Below are 17,191 nucleotides of genomic sequence, written 5' to 3'. Positions count from 1 at the left end.
ATGGGATCGAGTGCGCGGCCGATACTCACGCAGTCATCAGACTGCATGGGATGAATCGGGCTTCGATGATCGACTTATGTGGATCATTGATTTCGATCAGTACTCGGTGGACTGTGATCCTGGATCAGCCCACGATCGGCCACCTGTACGAGCAGCCTAGCTTCGAACGTGACGTGGTGGATGCCGTAACGCTTGGTCAACAGATCGATGGCATCGCGGCGAATCCGCTCGATATCTTGAATGGTTGCATTTTCTGCGACACCAACCGATACCTCCAAAGAAGTGGTCCGCTCGTCGATCGGCCAGACATGCAGATGGGTAACGGCATCTACCCCCTCGATTAGGCTGAGCGACTCCGCGATCAAATTGATCGACAGATGCTCTGGTGTGCTTTGCATCAGAATCCGGATGCAACGCTTCATCGGCGACCACGACACCCACACGATGTAGACCGAGATTCCAATGGTCGCGACGATGTCGGTCCAGTACCAGTCAAACAGGATGATCAAGGTGCCGGTGATGATGACCGCCACCGAGGCCAGCGCGTCGGCGATGTTGTGCAGGAACGCGGCCTTGATGTTCACACTGCCCTTGGACATCGAGTATGTGAGCAACGCGGTAGCCGCATCAACGACCAAGGCGAAACCGGCCACGATCACCACCATCCATCCATCGACCTCTGGCCGGTCGAATGTGCGGGTGACGGCCTCGATGAGCAGATAACCCGCGATGACCATGATGGATGTGAGGTTGATCAGTCCGCCGACCACTTCGGCTCGCCCGTAGCCGAAGGTACGCTGCTCGTCCGCGGGCCGCTTGGAGATCCGCCGAGCGACCAACGCGAGCAACAATCCGGCGGCATCACTGAAGTTGTGCAACGCGTCGGCGACCAGAGATAGGCTGCCAGACAGCACGCCACCGATCACCTGGGCCGCCGTCAACAGGAGGTTGATGGCGACGGCCCAGGCGAGCCGGCGGGTTCCGAGATCGGAGCCGTGATGATGGTCATGGCCGCTCATAGAGGATGCCTATTCGAGGGATACGGCCGCGGCCTGCCGCTCGCCTCTGGCGGTCTCGATCTCGATCCACAGGCTCGCACCGGCCATGGTAGCGAGCGCTTCGGTCTGGCCGTGAAAGTGATCGTCGTGAGCGTCAGCCTTCGATTTCAGCGCGCCCGTCCCGGCCTCATCGCCGATCCAGAAACGCACGGCAGCGGGGATCGGCCCGGACTCGACTTCGAGATCGAGATGCACTTCGGAAGAAGGCTTGATGTCGCTGGATACCGAGACCGCCAGCGTCGTTCCGGCGATCGTCACGCTGCCAAGCGACCGCATCTCGCCGTGGTCATGATCGTCGTGCTCGCCGTGCTCACCCTCGGCATGGTCGTGCCCCTCATGGTCGTCGCCATCACCAGCGTGATCATGACCGTCGTCCGCGGAGTGCGTTCCCGCGGACTTTGATTCTGAGGACTCCCCGCAGCCGGGCAGCGAGACCGACAGTGCGATAGCCGTACCGGCAACGGCGAGCATCTTGATGAGATCGTTCATGTTCAGGACTCCTTTGAGGTGATGGCTTTGGGTCGGCGGAACACACCGACGAGCCGGGAAAGCACGGATGGATGGCCAGCAGGACGACGCTCGGGCTTGTGGCCGAAGACAAGCGAGTATCCCGCCGGGACGACAATGAGATTCAGGAACGTGGAGGTCAGCAGTCCTCCGAGGGTGACGATGGCGAGGGGCGCGAGCAGTTCGCTGCCCGGTTCACCCGCGGCCAGCGCCAGCGGCACGAGCCCGAGCACCGCCGAGATCGCGGTCATCAGGATCGGCACGAGCCGCTCCATGGACCCTTGGACGATGGCCTCGCCGAGGGGGACACCCTCGGCTTCCATGAGGTGGTTGTAGTGATTGATGAGCAGGATGCCGTTACGAACCGCGATCCCGAAGAGGGTGATGAAGCCGACAAGGCTGGCGATGGACACCACGGGCGGGATGTACGGGCCACCGATGCCGATCAACGCCAAGGTGTTGTGGACCAGCCCACCCCCCTCGGTGATATAGATCGCCGCAATGCCGCCGATGAGCGCGAGGGGCATGTTGAGCATCACAAGCACAGCGGCCCGCATTGATCCCGTCGAGATCTGGAGCAGCATGAGCATGATGAGCACCACCGCAACGCCCGCCACGAGAATGGTCCGGGAGGCCGACTGCTGCGCTTCGAACTGCCCGCCGTAGGACACGGTCATGCCGGCCCGCTGGACAATCGGATCGACACGCTCCTGCACCTGGGCCACCAAGTCGCCCAAGTTGGACCCTTCGGCCACATTGAGCGACACCACCGCCTTGCGCTGTGCGTTCTCGCGGGTGATGAGGTTGCTCGATCGCTCGGGGCCGATGTCGGCGACATCGCTCAATCGAACGGTGGCCCCTCCCCGGCCCCTGAGCAGCAGGTCGCGGACCTGCCGGATGGACTCGCGTTCCTCGGGTGCGAGCCGCACGACGAGGTCGTACTGCCGCACTCCTTGGTTCACCGTATCCACGACCTCGCCGTAGAGAGCTTCGCGGACCTGCTCCGCGGCGTCGGCGGGGCTGAGACCGACCGCCGCGAGCTCGGCGTGTCGGTATCGGATGGGAAGCGTGGTGATCAGGACCTCGCGGTTTGCGTTGACATCGCGAGCGCCCGGCAGGCCCTGGAGTTCGGCCTCGATCGCCTTGGCGACATCGCGAAGCTCGGTCAGGTCCTCACCGAAGACATTGATGGCGATCGCCGCGGGCGTACCGGAAAGCACATGGCTGAGGCGGTGCTCGATGGGCTGGCCGACCATCGTCGTGATGCCAGGGACCGCCCCGAGGATGCGATCGATCTGCTCGCGCACCTCGAATCGGTCGCTCCCCGCATCAACGGTGACCTCGATCTCGGAGTTGCTGACCGGCTCGGCGTGCTCATCACGCTCGGCCCGGCCGGTGCGCCGGGAGACAGACCGGACCCCCTCGATCTGGACGAGTTGCTTCTCGACCTCCGTCGCGAGCCGATCGCTCTCGACGATCGAGGTGCCGGGAGGAGCGAGCAGGAAGACCGTGAACGTGCCCTCGTTGAACGACGGGAGGAACGAGCTTCCGAACGTGCTCGCCAGCAAGAGTGCGGCGGCGGTTACGGCACCGGCGGTGCCGAGCACCCACGCCCGGTACCGAATGGCCGCCCGGAGTGACGGCTCGTACGCCCGCTTCAGAAGGCGGACCAGGAATCCGTCCCGGTCCTCGTGCTTGCCGCCGAGTTTGCCCTTGAGCAGGAACCGGCACATCGCGGGCACGACCGTCAGCGCGACGACCAGTGAAGCGAGGATCGAGATCATGTAGGTGAGTGCCAAGGGCTGGAAGAAGCGGCCTTCGAGCCCTTGCAGGAAGAGAAGCGGCACGAACACCATGACGATGATGACCGTGGCGAAGACCATCGCCGGTCGGATCTCGTTGCTGGCGTCGAAAATGACCTCCGTAAAGGGACGCTTGTCGGCCTCGGGCATGGCCCGGTTCTGTTTTAGGCGTCGGAAGACATTCTCCACATCGATGATCGCGTCATCGACAAGCACGCCGATCGCGACCGTGAGGCCGCCGAGCGTCATGACGTTGAGACCGAGGTTCATCGCGTCCATCATCAGGAGCCCAACGGCCAGTGAGATCGGGATCGCGGTGAGCGTGATGAGCGTTGTCCGCAGATTCATCAGGAACAGGACAAGGACGACGAGCACGATGATGACCGCCTCGCCAAGCACCTTGGTGACGTTGTGGACCGCTCGGTCAATGAAGTGCGACTGGCGGACAACATCTCGGTTGAGCAGGACACCTCCGGGAAGCGTCGGCTCGATCTGATCGAACAGCGCATCAAGACTGTCGGTCAGGGCAAGCGTGTTGGTGCCCGGTGACTTCTGGATGGACAGCACGACGGCGGGCTCCCCCCCCTCAGAAGCAGTACCCCGCTTGATCGCCGGCCCGAGGATGACCTCGGCAACCTGACCGATCGTCACGGGGACGCCTTCGTGGTACTTGATGACCGTGTTCGCGATGTCTTCCGGTCGCGTCACCCGGCTCTGCTGGCGGATCGGGATCTCGAAGTTATCCACATTCACCAGATAGCCACCGCTCGCGGTGCTGTGCGCGCCGCCCGCGGCCTCGACCACGTCCGTGATGGTCAGGTCGTAGAGCCTCAGCCGCTCCTGATCGACATTGACCTGGTACTCGGGCAGCTCGCCGCCGATCGCGACGACCTGGGCGACGCCGGGCACCGCGAGAATCTTGGTCCGCAGGTCGAACTCGCCGTATGAGCGGAGCTGCATCGGGCTGACGGAACCGTCGGGTGACGACAGGGAGATCAGCATGATCTCGCCCGCGATGGAGGTGATCGGGGTGATGAAGGGTTCAACCTCATCGGGAAGGTTCTCGCGAGCGGTCACGAGCCGTTCGGCCACGAGCTGCCGGGCATCGAACAGATCCGAGCCCCATTCAAGGTCCACCCAGACGATGCCTAGGCCGATCGCGCTGGCACTGCGGACCCGCCGCACGCCGGACATGCCGTTGACGGCGGTCTCGATGGGAAAGGTGACGTACTGCTCGACCTCGTCGGCGGCGAGCCCGCCTGCCTCGGCCATGATGGTCACGGTCGGGGCGTTGAGTTCGGGGAACACATCGACGCTCATCCTCGGCAGGCGATAACCGGCGTAGCCGACGATCATGACCGCCGCGATGAGCACGAGCGTGGAATAGCGGAGCGAGAAGCGGATAACGGCTTTCAACATGGCTCAATCCTCCCCTTCGTGGAACGTGCCATCGGAGTGGAAGTGGCCACCCTTCTGGATCGAACCGCTGGTGGCGAGCATCAGCTGAAAAGCACCGTCGAGGACGACCTCGTCGCCGTCACGAAGACCGCTGAGCAGGGCGACCCAACGCCCATCGTCGAGACCGAGGTCGGCCTCCATGCGGATCGCCTCGTTCGGGTTGCTCGGGTTGCGACGGAAGATGACGGGCGAGAGCCCATCACGCTGCACCGCGGCGAGCGGGATGGCGAGTTCGGGCGAAGCCGTCGAGTCGGTCACGATCTCGAGCTGAGCCGAGACGCCCGGTCGGGCCCAGGGCTTGAGTTCATCGGGTACGACGAACAGTTCGAGCGTGCGGTCGTTTGGATCGCCGGCAAGTCCGAGTGTGATCGTGCCGTCCATCGTCTCGGTCAGAGGCACAGCGCGTCCCGCGGCGGTCGGCGTCGGCGGGACGATCCGGGCCGTGAGCCCGTCCCGCAGCACGCCCAGATCGCTTTGGAGCCCGGACGCCCGGAAGCGGAGCCGGTCGGGCTGCACGACGGTGACGACGGGTGTCTTCTCATCCGCCCACGAGCCGTTGGTCAGGCCCAGCATCTCCACGACGCCGGCTTCGGACGCAGTGACCTCGATCGCGGCGATCGTGGCCCAAACGGGCTCGGTCCCATGAGGCGTCTCCACGGTCCGGGCGAGTTCGTCCCTCGAACGAGAAACGACCGATGAGGCGGCATCGAGCAGATAGTCCAGGCGTGACCGGGCCGCACGGAGATCAGCAACGGTCTGCTGCCGGTCCGCTCCGAGTTCCGCCTTCTTTTCCATCACGTTGGCGAGGTCGGCTCGGGTGCTCGCGAGCGACGCACGGGCCTGGGCGAACTCATCGACGCGGCCCCCGCCCGCCTCGCGGACCGACTGCAACTGCTCGACCCGCTCGTTCCAGACGGCGACACTCTCGTGGAGGCTGTCCTCGTGCTGCTGGTGCGCCGCGAGAAGCGGCTCGAAGGTCTCTAGCCGTGCATCCAGACGCTCGATCTGGGCCTCGGCGTCGGCCAGTTGCTGCTGCATCTCCCGCCATGACGGCGAATCGAGCCGATAGAGCGGTTGGCCCGCTTCGACCCGGTCGAACTGCTCGACGAGGAGCTCAACACGACCGGGGACGGCGGTCCGGTACTCGCGTCGCGCCGTGGGCAGATACTCGAACCGACCCGGCACGCGGAGGGTCTGCTCAACCCGCCGGCGCTCGACCTTGACGAAGCTGATGCCGAGGTTCGACCGCACCGCGGCCGGGATCGCGACACGGTCGGACCCGGTTGCCTCGGCCTCGGCCTCTGACGAGTGGTCGTGCCCATCCGCCTCGCCGTGCTCGGCCTCGCCGGATGTCTTCGGAGATCCGCCATCGCAGGCGGCCAGTGTCAGCGGCAGAACTGCCGCGAGGGCGATCGCGATCGCCCGTTCCATGATGTTCATCGGGATGCCTCCTCGGCGGGCGTGTCGCCTCGCGCCGCGGTGTGTGGTGTGGTTAAGGATGTGGTGTCATCGTCGGTCGCGGGCTCGACAGCAGCCGGCATTTCCGGCTCGTCCGGGCCGAGCAGGCGAGTGATCTCAATCGCCGCGTCGGTCTCGGCCAGACGAAGATCGAGCAGACGGCTCTTGGCCTCGAACCGTCGCGTGACGGTTTCGAGCAAGAGCAGCGTGTTGACCTCGCCAAGGTCGATCAGTTGCTCAACTTCGGATGCCTGCTCGTCGAGCATCGGCACAAGGTCACGCTCGAACGCATCTCGCTGCGTTCGCGAGGCGTCGTACGCGGCACGGGCCATCGAGAGCTCGCGAGTCAGGCGCTCGAAGGTGGTCTCCGCCGCGGCCCGAGCCACCTCGCGGCGAGCCTTTGCTTCCGCGATGCCCGCCCGGTTGGCGTTGAGAATCGGTATCGGAATCGACACGCCAAGCAAGAGTCGGTCGTCGTTGTCCTCGCTCCCATAGCCCGTGCCGATGGTGATGTCCGGATACTGCTTGCGGACTTCCAGGCGGAGTGTCTCCTCGGCGACCTGATACTCGGCCCGCCGCACCGCGAGGGTGGTGTTCGCCTCGATGAGTCGCTCGATCGCATCGGCGATCTCGGCGATCGACGCGGGCGGAAGCGCCGGCAGCAACTCCACCGGGGCGTCCGGCGGAAGCCCCATCAAACCGAGAAGTTCGACACGGGCCCGGGCTTCTGCGAACACCGCCTCGGCGACATCCGCACGGGTCTCGACCAACTCGGCCCGCAGGAGCCGAGCCTCGACCCGCGTGAGTTCTCCCGCCGTCTCCAGCCGGTCGGTTATGGCGGATATCCGCTCGACCTGACCGATCACCTCTCGCAGCAGGCGGAGCCGCTCGGATTCCGCGGACCAGGACGCCCAGGCCGAGCGAACCGCGGCCCGCGTGCTCCACTCGGCGTCCACGATCCGGCGGAGCTCGGCCTCGTACGCCGCTCCGGCCCGATCCTTCTCGACGCCGAGCCGACCCGAAATCGGGATCGTCAGGCTCAGCGTGAGCCCGTATTCGAACGGCCCCGACGGCGAGAGGATTTCCGCCCCGTCGAAACCGAACTGCGGGTCCTCCCACAGCCCCGCCGTCTCGAAGGTCGCGAGTGCGACACCGGCATCGAGGCGAGCGAGCCGGAGGTCGGGGTTATAGAACAGGGCGAGCACTTCGCCCTCGGCGGGTGAGAGCCCGTCGTTCGGGTCGAACCGCTCTGGCACCTGGTTGCCGGCCTCGGAGAGCCGCTCAACGAAATCCGAGATGGGTTCAGTGGCAGCGAGCCGTGCGTCGAGCGCGGCCCGATGGTCGGCCAACTCCAGCGGTACCCGCTCGTAGGACTGGCAGCCCGCCAGCGCGATCAGGGCGAATGTCGAGCCGAGGCCCGGCAGCATGACCCGCGTTCGACGCGGGCGTTTCAGATTGTCCATTGTTTGTGATTCCTGTCTGGGTCCAAAGCGATGACAGCCGCAACGGACAACGCCGCCGCGGCACGCGCGAAGGAACAGACAGAAATCAGATGGTCAGACGAACGCTCGCCACGATCGCGAGCCTGTGGACCCCGCCGGGGTCAAACCAAGGCGGCGGCATCGGCGGGCCGCGGCGACCAAGGCCGGTCTCCGCAAGGATGACGCCCCACGAGGGAGACATGACGATCGCGGGCGGCACATCGCTCCCAGTGTCACTCCGGGGCAGTGTCAGGAGTTCCGCGGTCGTGATCTCGACATCGGTACAACCGCAGTCGTGCTCATGCTCTCCCGCGGGCACGGGGAGTGGCCATGACGCATCGTGGCTGCACGAGGATTCGCAGTGATCGAACTCTGCGGGTGCGTGTTGATGGCCGCCTCCGAAGCACAGTACAGCCACGCCGCCAACACCGCCAGCGAGGGCGTTAAAGGCGATGATCGCGGTGAGCAGGATGGCGAGCGGGCGATACTTCACGCGTTTAGTATACCTCGGCTCTTGCCGAGCGTTGCTTGAGATCCGGAGACCTGACCGAGACGGATCGATTGCCGGGACATCCCTGACACTGCCAAGATTATTGGGGGTTACCGAGGTTCAGTGCGGTTGGACCGTTCAAGGGATTGCCGGGGCCTCGGGGAGCCCGTTCGCAGGACCCGCCATCCGGTGCCCGAGTCTCACCACCAAGGCCAGCCATGCCCGTCGGGCACCCGGGGGTGAGGGGGGACACCTACCTGAAACCGTGAGAGGATGTACCTACAGCAGAAATCAGTTCCGGACCCCTGCGTCTCTGCTTGAGTCCGCCCAGATTTGAACGCCCCCACGAATCACAACCGCGGCGACAATCGAACCGACCAAGAGATCAGGAACGCGGCTACCCAATGCCATCACGAGAAGCCCCGCTACGATCACGCCAGTGTTCGCGATGACATCGTTCTTCGAGAAGATCCAAGACGCTCGCATATGCGCACCGCCCTCGCGATGCTTTGCGATAAGCCGGAGACAGATCAGATTCGCAACAAGCGCGACAGTCCCAGCTCCAATCATCAGATGACTCGTCGGCTCGCTGCCGAACACCGCCCGGCGGATTACCTCGACCAAAACTCCAAGACCCAGCGCGATTTGAAGGACGCCGCTCACTCGCGCTGCAGTCCGCTGTGCGCCGCCGGACCGGCTCGCCGCGTACAACGCGATGCCGTACACCGTGGCATCTGCCAGCATGTCAAGCGAGTCGGCCAGCAGCGCGGTGGACTCCGCGATCCATCCAACCATCACCTCGGCAACGAACATCACGCCGTTGATCGTGAGTAGCGCTATGAGCGTTCGCTGCTCCAGACCAACGGCATCCTTTCCACAGTCGCAGCCGCTCACTGATCACGCTCCGAGTCAGCAACCTGCGCACTTTCTTTCATGAAGACGGATGCGATGACCGGAAGCACAAACAAGGTGAGTAGCGTCGACGTGACCATGCCGCCGATTACCACCGTCGCCAGCGGTCGCTGGATCTCGCTCCCCACCCCCGTTGCAATCGCCATCGGGACGAACCCAGCGATATCAGTGATCGCCGTCGCGAGCACCGGCTGGAGGCGGGTCTTCGAGGCCGCAATGATCGCGTCCTTGCTCTGCTGGCCGGTGTTGAGTGTGTCGCGGATCGCGGTGATGAGGATCTGCCCGTTGAGCACGGCGATGCCCGTGAGAGCGATAAACCCGACGGCGGCGCTGACGCTGAAAGGGATGTCGCGCCACCACAACGCGAAGATGGCACCGACGGCCGCAAACGGGATGCAGGTGTAGATGATGACGACATCCCGTAGGTTTTTCAGGCTGAAGTACAGCAGAAAAAACACCATAAGCAAGACCGCGGGCACGACGATGATCAGGCGAGTCCTGGCGCGTTCCAAGTTCTCAAACTGCCCACCCCACTCAAGCACATAGCCCTCGGGCAATGTGACCCGTTCATCAATGGCTGCCCTTGCTTCACTGACAAACGATGCGGGGTCTCTTCCGCTGACGTTCGACTGCACACGGATGAGTCTTCTGCTCCACTCGCGGTTGATCGTGGCCGATCCTTCCGAGAGATCGACCGAGGCCAGGGACGAGAGCGGAACCGCGACACCCCCCTCGGTCGGGATACGAACCGAAGACACGGCTGCGACATCCTCTCTAAATGTCTGCGGAAGTCTGACGACAAGCGGAAAGACACGCTGGCCCTCAAACACCTCGCCGACGCGGATCCCACCGATCGCCTCAACGAAATCCAGCACCTCGCTGGCCGCGACGCCGTAGCGGGCAACGCGGGACTGGTCGACGGAGACAGTCAGCGACGGTTGCCCCGTGATCTGATCGACCGAGATGTCTGACGCACCTGGAATGTCCAGCAGCACGCGCTGCACGTCGTCAGCGATCCGAAGCAGCTCGTCGAAGTCGTCGCCAAAGATCTTGATCCCGATGTCTGATCGGATGCCCGAGACCATCTCGTTCATGCGCATCTCGATCGGCTGCGTGAACACCATATTGACGCCGGGGAACTGCGAGATGATCTTCTCCATTTCGATCACGAGCCCAGCCTGCGTGTCCGCTCTCGCCCACTCTGCACGCGGCTTGAGCGTCAAAAAGATATCCGTCAGCTCGATCCCCATCGGATCGGTCGCCACCTCGGCGGTCCCGATCCGGCTCCAGATGTGCTCTATTTCATCTGGGAACTCATCGAGTAGGACCTCCTCGATCCGTGTGTTATACCGCACGGACTCATCGATCGAGACGCCAGCGAGGCGGATGGTGTTCAGGACCATCGAGCCCTCGCTCAGGCGCGGGATGAACTCGCCGCCCATCTGCGTGCTCCGGTAGCCCGCGACGCCTAGCAGAGCCACGGCCAGCAGCATCACGACCCACCGGAGTCGAATCGCTCCGCCGACGGCCCAGCCGTATGCCCCGGCCAATCCACGTAGCAGAATGGCGTCCTTGGGTTTCGCGCGACGCGGAAGGAAGTAGTACGACAAGACCGGGGACAGGAACACCGCGACCAGCAGGGCTCCCAGGAGCGCGAATATGAACGTCCACGCCATTGGCCGGAACATCTTCCCCTCGATGCCTTCAAGCGTCAGCACGGGGGCAAAGACGAGCGTGATGATGCCCATCCCGAACACGATCGGTCGTACCACGCGCGCACTGGATTTCGCGATCGATTCGAGCCGCTCGGAAGGCGAGAGTTTCCGGCCAAGCTCTCTCTGGCGTTCCTTCAGCGAGCGGAGATTGGCTTCCGTCATGACCACCGAGCCATCGACAAGGATGCCGAAGTCGATCGCGCCGAGGCTGAGCAAGCTTGCTGCGATCGCGAACTCGTACATGCCCTGCACGGCGAACAGCATTGAAATCGGGATGGCGACCGCGACGAGCAAACCGGCTCGGATGTTACCCAAGATGATGAGCAACACGACGATCACCAGCACGGCACCGATCACGAGGTTGTGCTCGACCGTCTTGATGACCTGCTCGACCAGCAGGGTCCGGTCGTACACCACATCCAAGACGACATCGGGCGGCAGCGACGGCGCGAGGGATTCAAGGCGTTCGCGGAGTTCCTCGGTCACCACACGACTGTTCTCACCCATCAGCATGAAGGCCAGGCCGAGGACGACCTCGCCCTTGCCGTACGCCGAAACCGCGCCGCGGCGGATCTCGCTACCGATTTCAACCTCCGCGACATCTTGAATCCGCACCGGCGTGCCGTCGCTGGAAGCAACCACGATGTTCTCGATCTCACCGATCGTCGCAACACGCGCCAGTCCCCGCACCACCCTCGCTTCACCGGAGGTCACGATCTGCCCGCCGCCGACGTTGGCGTTGTTGCGGCGCAGCGCATCCAGCACATCCTCAAGCGTGAAGCCAAACTTGATCAGTGCTTCAGGTTTGACGACGACGTGATACTGCCGCTCCAAGCCACCCCATGAATTGACCTCGGCCACACCCGGCACCTTGCGAAGCTCGGGCTTGATCACCCAATCATGGATGGTCCGGAGTTCTTCGATAGAGTGTTCGCCGGTCTCCGACCGGATGACGTAGTGAAAGACCTCACCGAGACCGGTCGCGATCGGGCCGAGCTCCGGCCTTCCGACACCATCTGGCAGTTCGACTGCCGAGAGCCGTTCGGTAATGTACTGCCGCGCGTCGATAATGCGGATGTCATCATCGAAGGTCGCCACGACCTGTGAGAAGCCGAACTTTGAGACGGACCGCACGTTCTGGAGCCCGGGCAGCCCGCCGATCGAGAGTTCGACAGGAAGGGTGATCTGTTGCTCGATTTCTTCCGGGCTGAGCGCGGGGGCCACCGTGTTGATCTGCACCTGGATCGGCGTGGTATCTGGAAACGCGTCGATCGGAAGCTGGATCATCCGGTACACACCGGCGGCGCACGCGATCGCGAACAGCAGAATGACAAGCACTCTGTTCCTGAGCGACATCTCGATAAGACGGGTCAGCATGGTGGCTCCGGATCAGTCGTCGACACATCCCGCACCGAGGCGAGACTTGAGGAACTCGGTCTTCATGGTGAAGCTGCCGCCGGTCACGACGGACTCAGTCTCTGTGAGGCCCGCCAGAATGGCGATCGTGCCGGAAACCGTGCGCGGCCCGACATCAACACGCCGAACCGCGAACAGATCCGGTTCCTGCCGCACAAAAACGAAAGGCGAGCCATCGATCTCATGCACCGCTTCGCCAGGGACAAGCAGCGAGTTCGAGGTGCCACCGATCATCGCGGAGACTTCGGTGAACATGCCGTGGCGAAGGATGCCACGATCATTTTGAACCGTCGCGCGGGCCCGTACCATCCGGGTACGTTCATCGATACGCGGGCTGATCCATGTGATCTGCCCAGGGATCTCTAACTCGGGTAGAGCCCGGACGCTCGCGATGATCTCTCCGCCGCGCTCGATCTGAAACGCCTGCTCTTCCGGGACCGCGAGCTCGATCCACATCGTCGACAAATCAGCGATCTCGAAGAGTGAGCCCTCTGAATCCGCTGCCTCGCCAAGAACCGCGGTCCGCTCGACGACGCTGCCAGCGAAGGGTGCCCTGACGTAAAGGTCCGAGGATGACGACTGCTCCGCCGCGATATCCGCGACTTCCGATTCAGTGAAGCCGAGATTGATGAGCTGCTGATGCGTGCGACGCACTTCCAGCTCAGCGAGCTTGAGCGCTGCCTGGGCATCCTGGAAGTCCCGGCGTGCAGCAATGTTCTCGTTGACGAGCTTCTGCTCACGCTCGAACACGGTGGTTCTCGCTTCGACCTCTGCGATCTTGGACAGGTACGCGGACTTCGCTTGTGCCACCGCCACGGAGTTGATGACCGCGAGAATTTGCCCTTCTTCAACCTGGTCGCCAACATCGACACGGATATCAGTGATTACACCGGGGGCCAACGGTGTGAGCTTGGCCAATCTGTTCCCGTTGTAGCGGACCTCGCCCAACAAGCTGATCGTTGCTGAAGCAGCGCCTCGAGTCGGTCGCTCAAGCGTCAGCCCGGCAAGCTCTGCCGATCTCGCGGAGGGCATGCGGACGAGCAGCGACTCGCCAGCCTCAAGCGTCCCAGCGAGCTGAGGCTGGCAGATTCCGCATTCGATCTCATCGACCCCGTGCTCATGACAGAAGAGAGAGGGGGCACCATCGCGGGAGGGCGTCGCCGAGGCGTCCCCCAGCAGAGCGGGATTGCACAGGTGGCATTCGTCTTCGTAAAGGAAGTGCTCCTCGCAATACGCCCGGTCCGCGTCTTCCAACTGTGGTTGGCAGATCCAGCACCGGTCTTCATAGCGAGCATGCTCGCTGCACCACAAGCGGCCGGCGTCGCGCTTCGTGGCGTCGCACACGAAGCAAGTCTCGCCGTTCTCGTGCGAGTGAGCGACCTGTGTCACATCAGATGCGCGTGATCCGTTGGATGACGATGATGCTTCCTGTTCGCCATCGCACCCGCCAAGCAGGAGCGTCGTTGTGAACATGCAAACGAGTGAAATGACGCCGCGTGATGGTCTCACGGTGTGTCTCCTTGATTGGGGTGATCAGAATGTTCGTGGAGCGAATGGGTGTCCAGCGGCTCTGAGATGAGCCCCTCAACCTGCACCTTCGCGGCGTGGTATTCGGCGAGAGCTTCGAGCCTTTGGGTTTCAGTATCGAAAAGGGTGCGCTGCGCATCGAGGACATCGAGGTACGGGAGCTTGCCTTCGTCGTAGGCCCGACGCGTCGCGTCGTATGCGTCCTTCGCCGCGGGGAGTAGGGCGGCATCAATCGCCTGGGCCTCGTGATACGCGGCGGTCAATCGGGCGTGTGCCCGAACAAGTCGGGTGGCCAAATCGCGTCGGGAAGCCCGCCCCTCGTCGATCGCTTGTGCTGCTCGGAGCCGGGCGGCCAGTACTCCTCCCTGATTGCGATCGAAGATCGCCAATGGCACGGACACGGCCACGACGAGACCGACATCTTCGCTCTCTTCGGCATACCGAATGCCAGCACTAGCCGTCACGTCGGAGACGGCTAGAGCCCGTTCGAGAGCGACCACCGATGATCGTCGCTCGGTCTCTGCGATCCAACGCTGAACTTCCGGATGGTGCTCAACGAGATCCGTCAGAGCATCGAGCAACGGCACAGGCATGAGGTCATCCAGCGATCCGATGGCCGTGTCAAAGCCGGGGTCGGTTGCATCCCACATCGCACTGAGTTCACGCCTCGCGGCCTCAAGTTCCCGGCTGAGTCGATCTGCGGCGATGCGGGTGGATTCGCTTTCGAGCCGGGCCTTGATCTCGTCGATGGGTGAAACATCTCCGGCCTGCACCCTCCGATCGATGACGCGCCGGTACTCCTCTGCGAGTACTTGCGCGCGAACGGCGAACTCAACACGCTGCTGGAGCTCCAGTACCCGCACGAAGCGGGACGCGGTGTCGGTGAGCACGGCCAGCCGCTGTGCTTCGTAGTCGAGAGCAGAAACAGTCCACTGCCCCTCGGCGACCCGCACGCGGCGGTCTCGCTTCCCGCCAAGCTCAAGAAGCTGGCTAAAGGCTATGGTGGTCTCGACAGAATCAAAGCCACTCAAGCTTCCAGAGCCCGCGAAGTCTTCGACCTCGATTCCGACGCTTGGATTGGGGGAGAGCCCGGCTTGCAGACGACGCGCTTCCGCAATCCTCGGCTCCCAGGCAAGCGATCGAAGTCGCGGGTTGCGTACGAGCGCAGCCGCGAGAGCCTGGCGAAGGGTCAACTGCTCACCGATGGTGACCACATCTGATCCTGGTCCGACTCGATCAGGATCCTCCGGTGCTTCGTAACGAGGCATATCGCGCAAGAGAGGCCTTGCGGCGGGGGGGTCGAAGTCGAATGGTGACGGCGCGCAACCGCCCAACAGAGTGACGACGCCCAGGCAGCAAAACAGCTTTGTTTCAGTAAATCTCATGTGTTCTACTCGGATAGAGACATTGCCCGGCGCACACCGAGCCTTTGGGAAATACGAACGCAGTACACGTACTGCGCAGAATCCCAGGTCGTCCTAAACGAGCAGAATTACGCTGCGAAGATGGCAAGCAGAGAATCCGACTCCCGATAGCACCGGAGGTCGGACGGCGGAGGACGTTTTTGCCGATCTGTCAGTGAGGAACTCGAACCAAGGGAAGGGCAGATCATCAGGCCCACCGAGAGACCAGTCTTCTACCGCGTCTTTCTCGAAGCGGTCAACGGCGACGATCAACTCGGATTCCACCTCGGTGGACTGGCATCCGCCGTCGGGGCAGGCAATGCGGTGACTCGATTCTTCGCTGTGCTCTGAGGGAACCGGGCACGGGTCCTCACCCGGCCCGTCGCAGCAGAATTGGTCGCCAAACTGGGTGGTTGCGGTCCCATCAGCACAAATGCAGAGAAACCGCGGGCCGAGGCCAGCTCCCACGGCCAACAAGAGGGTGAGCAGGATCGAGATGGCTTGGCGGTGTTTCATGGATGCGGGGATGCGGGTCAATCAGGCCAGCGACATCTTGACTATTACACCATGTCGTGTAATAGTCAAGCGCGGTTCATCGCTTTTCACAAATCCGAAAGGGTCTCACATGGAGTCTTGCCGCCCAAAACTGCCTCTGGCCGCGCGCCCGCTCATTGGGGCTCTCGAAGCCGAGCGGGTCGGCATCCTCTTTAAGAGCTTGGCCCATCCAACCCGACTCCGTCTGCTTCACGCCCTAATCCGGGTGGACGAACTCAGCGTGGGAGATCTCGCGGATGAAAGCGGGATGTCGGTTCAGGCGGTGTCGAACCAGTTGCAACGACTTGCTGAGATCGGCGTAGTTGGCAAGCGTCGCAATGGGCTTCAGGCAATCTACTGCGTGATCGATCCATGCGTTCCCGTGCTGCTGGAACGCGCTTGGTGCCATGTGGATGAGTACGTCGAAGCAGGTTTTACATCCGCCGATCAACGGGACATCCGATGAGCACTTCCGTCTTAAGAGCTTCTCCGACCCCAGGCTTCCGGATGACAAGGGGGCTGGACTTGACAAAAGAGATCCCCAAGTAAAATGCGAACAGCGTGGGGGTATGGGCTCTCGAATGGCTCATGAAACTGCCGATTACTCCCGGGTAGTTGTGCAACCAAGTCAAGAGAAAATCGCGTCGCGACCAAAGTCCAGCCAGCACTATTCCCTAGCCGGTTGCGAAAGCAGCCGGCTTTGTGGTTTTTGGACCGGGCCGACGAGAGATACCTCCCGCGGTAAAGTTTCTGTTGACCGCCCATCGGGCCAGCGATGTCGGCTTGGGGGCGAGGACTCGGAGACAGGGGACCGTCTTGGCGGGTTACTGCGGGGAAACTTGTCATTCGGATTCGGCTGGTTGGATCTGTTCGAGCATGGCGCTCCACTCGGCGGCTTTCTTGTCATGCCCGGCATCGGGCTGGGCTTCGTCCCACGCTGTGTAGAGATCGACGAGGGCCTGCACGCATTCGAGCGTGTCCTTGTGCGCCGGGCCGCGGTCCTTGGCATCAACATAGATCGCGTTCGCCTCGAGGAGATTCGCCTCGGCGAGGGCGAAGCGTTCCGCGTCGTAGCCAAACCCAACGCGGGCGCGGCCAAGGGTGGTCAGGAGCAGGCCAAGGCGCGGCGCGTTGCCACCGGTGAACTGCTTGCGGACCGCGGGCTCGGCGGGAACAAGCATGTCGATGGCATCTTGGTGCCTGCCTTGCTGGCGGAGCAGCAAACCCATGTTGCTTATGAAGGTGAGCGTGTTCGGGTGCTCCTCGCCCAGCATGCGGCGGGAATTCTCCATGGCCTCGCGGAATAACGGCTCGGCCTGATCGAGTTTGCCCTGGGCCCGGAGAAGAGCGCCCATATTGTGGATGAAGATGAGCGTGTTCGGATGCTCCTCACCCAGCACGCGGCGGGATTTCTCCACCGCCTCGCGGAA

The 17,191-nt window shown here is 63.1% G+C and carries 12 protein-coding genes; 1 reads left to right on the top strand and 11 read right to left on the bottom strand.

Translation table 11 applies throughout. The features are described 5' to 3' along the window. Positions 1-83 precede the first annotated feature (83 nt). The 10 genes from KF757_09130 to KF757_09085 all read right to left on the bottom strand — a co-directional run bounded on the left by KF757_09130 (position 84) and on the right by KF757_09085 (position 15,038). Entirely contained in the window at positions 84-1,019 is a 936-nt protein-coding gene (locus KF757_09130) for a cation transporter (GenBank protein MBX3323137.1), read from the bottom strand. A gap of 9 nt (positions 1,020-1,028) precedes the next feature. Beyond that, on the bottom strand, positions 1,029-1,547 hold the full coding sequence (locus KF757_09125; protein MBX3323136.1) for a hypothetical protein: 519 nt from the start codon (positions 1,545-1,547) through the stop codon (positions 1,029-1,031). Between the two features lie 2 nt (positions 1,548-1,549). Further along, positions 1,550-4,786 (bottom strand): efflux RND transporter permease subunit, encoded by a 3,237-nt coding sequence (locus KF757_09120; protein ID MBX3323135.1) that lies wholly within the window; start codon positions 4,784-4,786, stop codon positions 1,550-1,552. Between the two features lie 3 nt (positions 4,787-4,789). Then, positions 4,790-6,265: an efflux RND transporter periplasmic adaptor subunit gene (locus KF757_09115; GenBank protein MBX3323134.1), complete on the bottom strand. Its 1,476-nt coding sequence runs from the start codon at positions 6,263-6,265 to the stop codon at positions 4,790-4,792. Then, positions 6,262-7,746 carry a TolC family protein gene (locus tag KF757_09110; protein MBX3323133.1) on the bottom strand — a complete coding sequence of 495 codons (1,485 nt, stop codon included), beginning with the start codon at positions 7,744-7,746 and terminating at the stop codon, positions 6,262-6,264. The genes KF757_09115 and KF757_09110 overlap by 4 nt, the downstream gene beginning before the upstream one ends. An 85-nt stretch (positions 7,747-7,831) precedes the next feature. After that, complete coding sequence (locus KF757_09105) at positions 7,832-8,257, bottom strand: hypothetical protein (GenBank protein ID MBX3323132.1); 426 nt, start codon at positions 8,255-8,257, stop codon at positions 7,832-7,834. Between the two features lie 288 nt (positions 8,258-8,545). Continuing rightward, a complete protein-coding gene (locus KF757_09100) occupies positions 8,546-9,148 on the bottom strand; it encodes a cation transporter (protein ID MBX3323131.1) in 603 nt (200 codons plus the stop codon). Then, on the bottom strand, positions 9,145-12,258 hold the full coding sequence (locus KF757_09095; protein ID MBX3323130.1) for an efflux RND transporter permease subunit: 3,114 nt from the start codon (positions 12,256-12,258) through the stop codon (positions 9,145-9,147). The genes KF757_09100 and KF757_09095 overlap by 4 nt, the downstream gene beginning before the upstream one ends. Before the next feature lie 12 nt (positions 12,259-12,270). Then, positions 12,271-13,806 (bottom strand): efflux RND transporter periplasmic adaptor subunit, encoded by a 1,536-nt coding sequence (locus tag KF757_09090; protein ID MBX3323129.1) that lies wholly within the window; start codon positions 13,804-13,806, stop codon positions 12,271-12,273. Then, positions 13,803-15,038, bottom strand: a complete 1,236-nt coding sequence (locus tag KF757_09085) for a TolC family protein (GenBank protein ID MBX3323128.1) — start codon at positions 15,036-15,038, stop codon at positions 13,803-13,805. The genes KF757_09090 and KF757_09085 overlap by 4 nt, the downstream gene beginning before the upstream one ends. 814 nt (positions 15,039-15,852) lie before the next feature. Between KF757_09085 and KF757_09080 the strand changes: the two genes are divergently transcribed. Continuing rightward, positions 15,853-16,227: a winged helix-turn-helix transcriptional regulator gene (locus KF757_09080; protein ID MBX3323127.1), complete on the top strand. Its 375-nt coding sequence runs from the start codon at positions 15,853-15,855 to the stop codon at positions 16,225-16,227. Positions 16,228-16,603: 376 nt separating this feature from the next. Here KF757_09080 and KF757_09075 read toward each other — a convergent pair. Beyond that, positions 16,604-17,191: tetratricopeptide repeat protein (locus KF757_09075; protein ID MBX3323126.1), on the bottom strand; the 588-nt coding region annotated here is incomplete at its 5' end.

Source organism: Phycisphaeraceae bacterium (genome assembly GCA_019636795.1).
GTDB lineage: Bacteria > Planctomycetota > Phycisphaerae > Phycisphaerales > UBA1924 > JAHBWW01.
The sequence above is the reverse complement of the archived record's forward strand: the minus strand, read 5'-3'. Positions and strand labels throughout refer to the sequence as shown.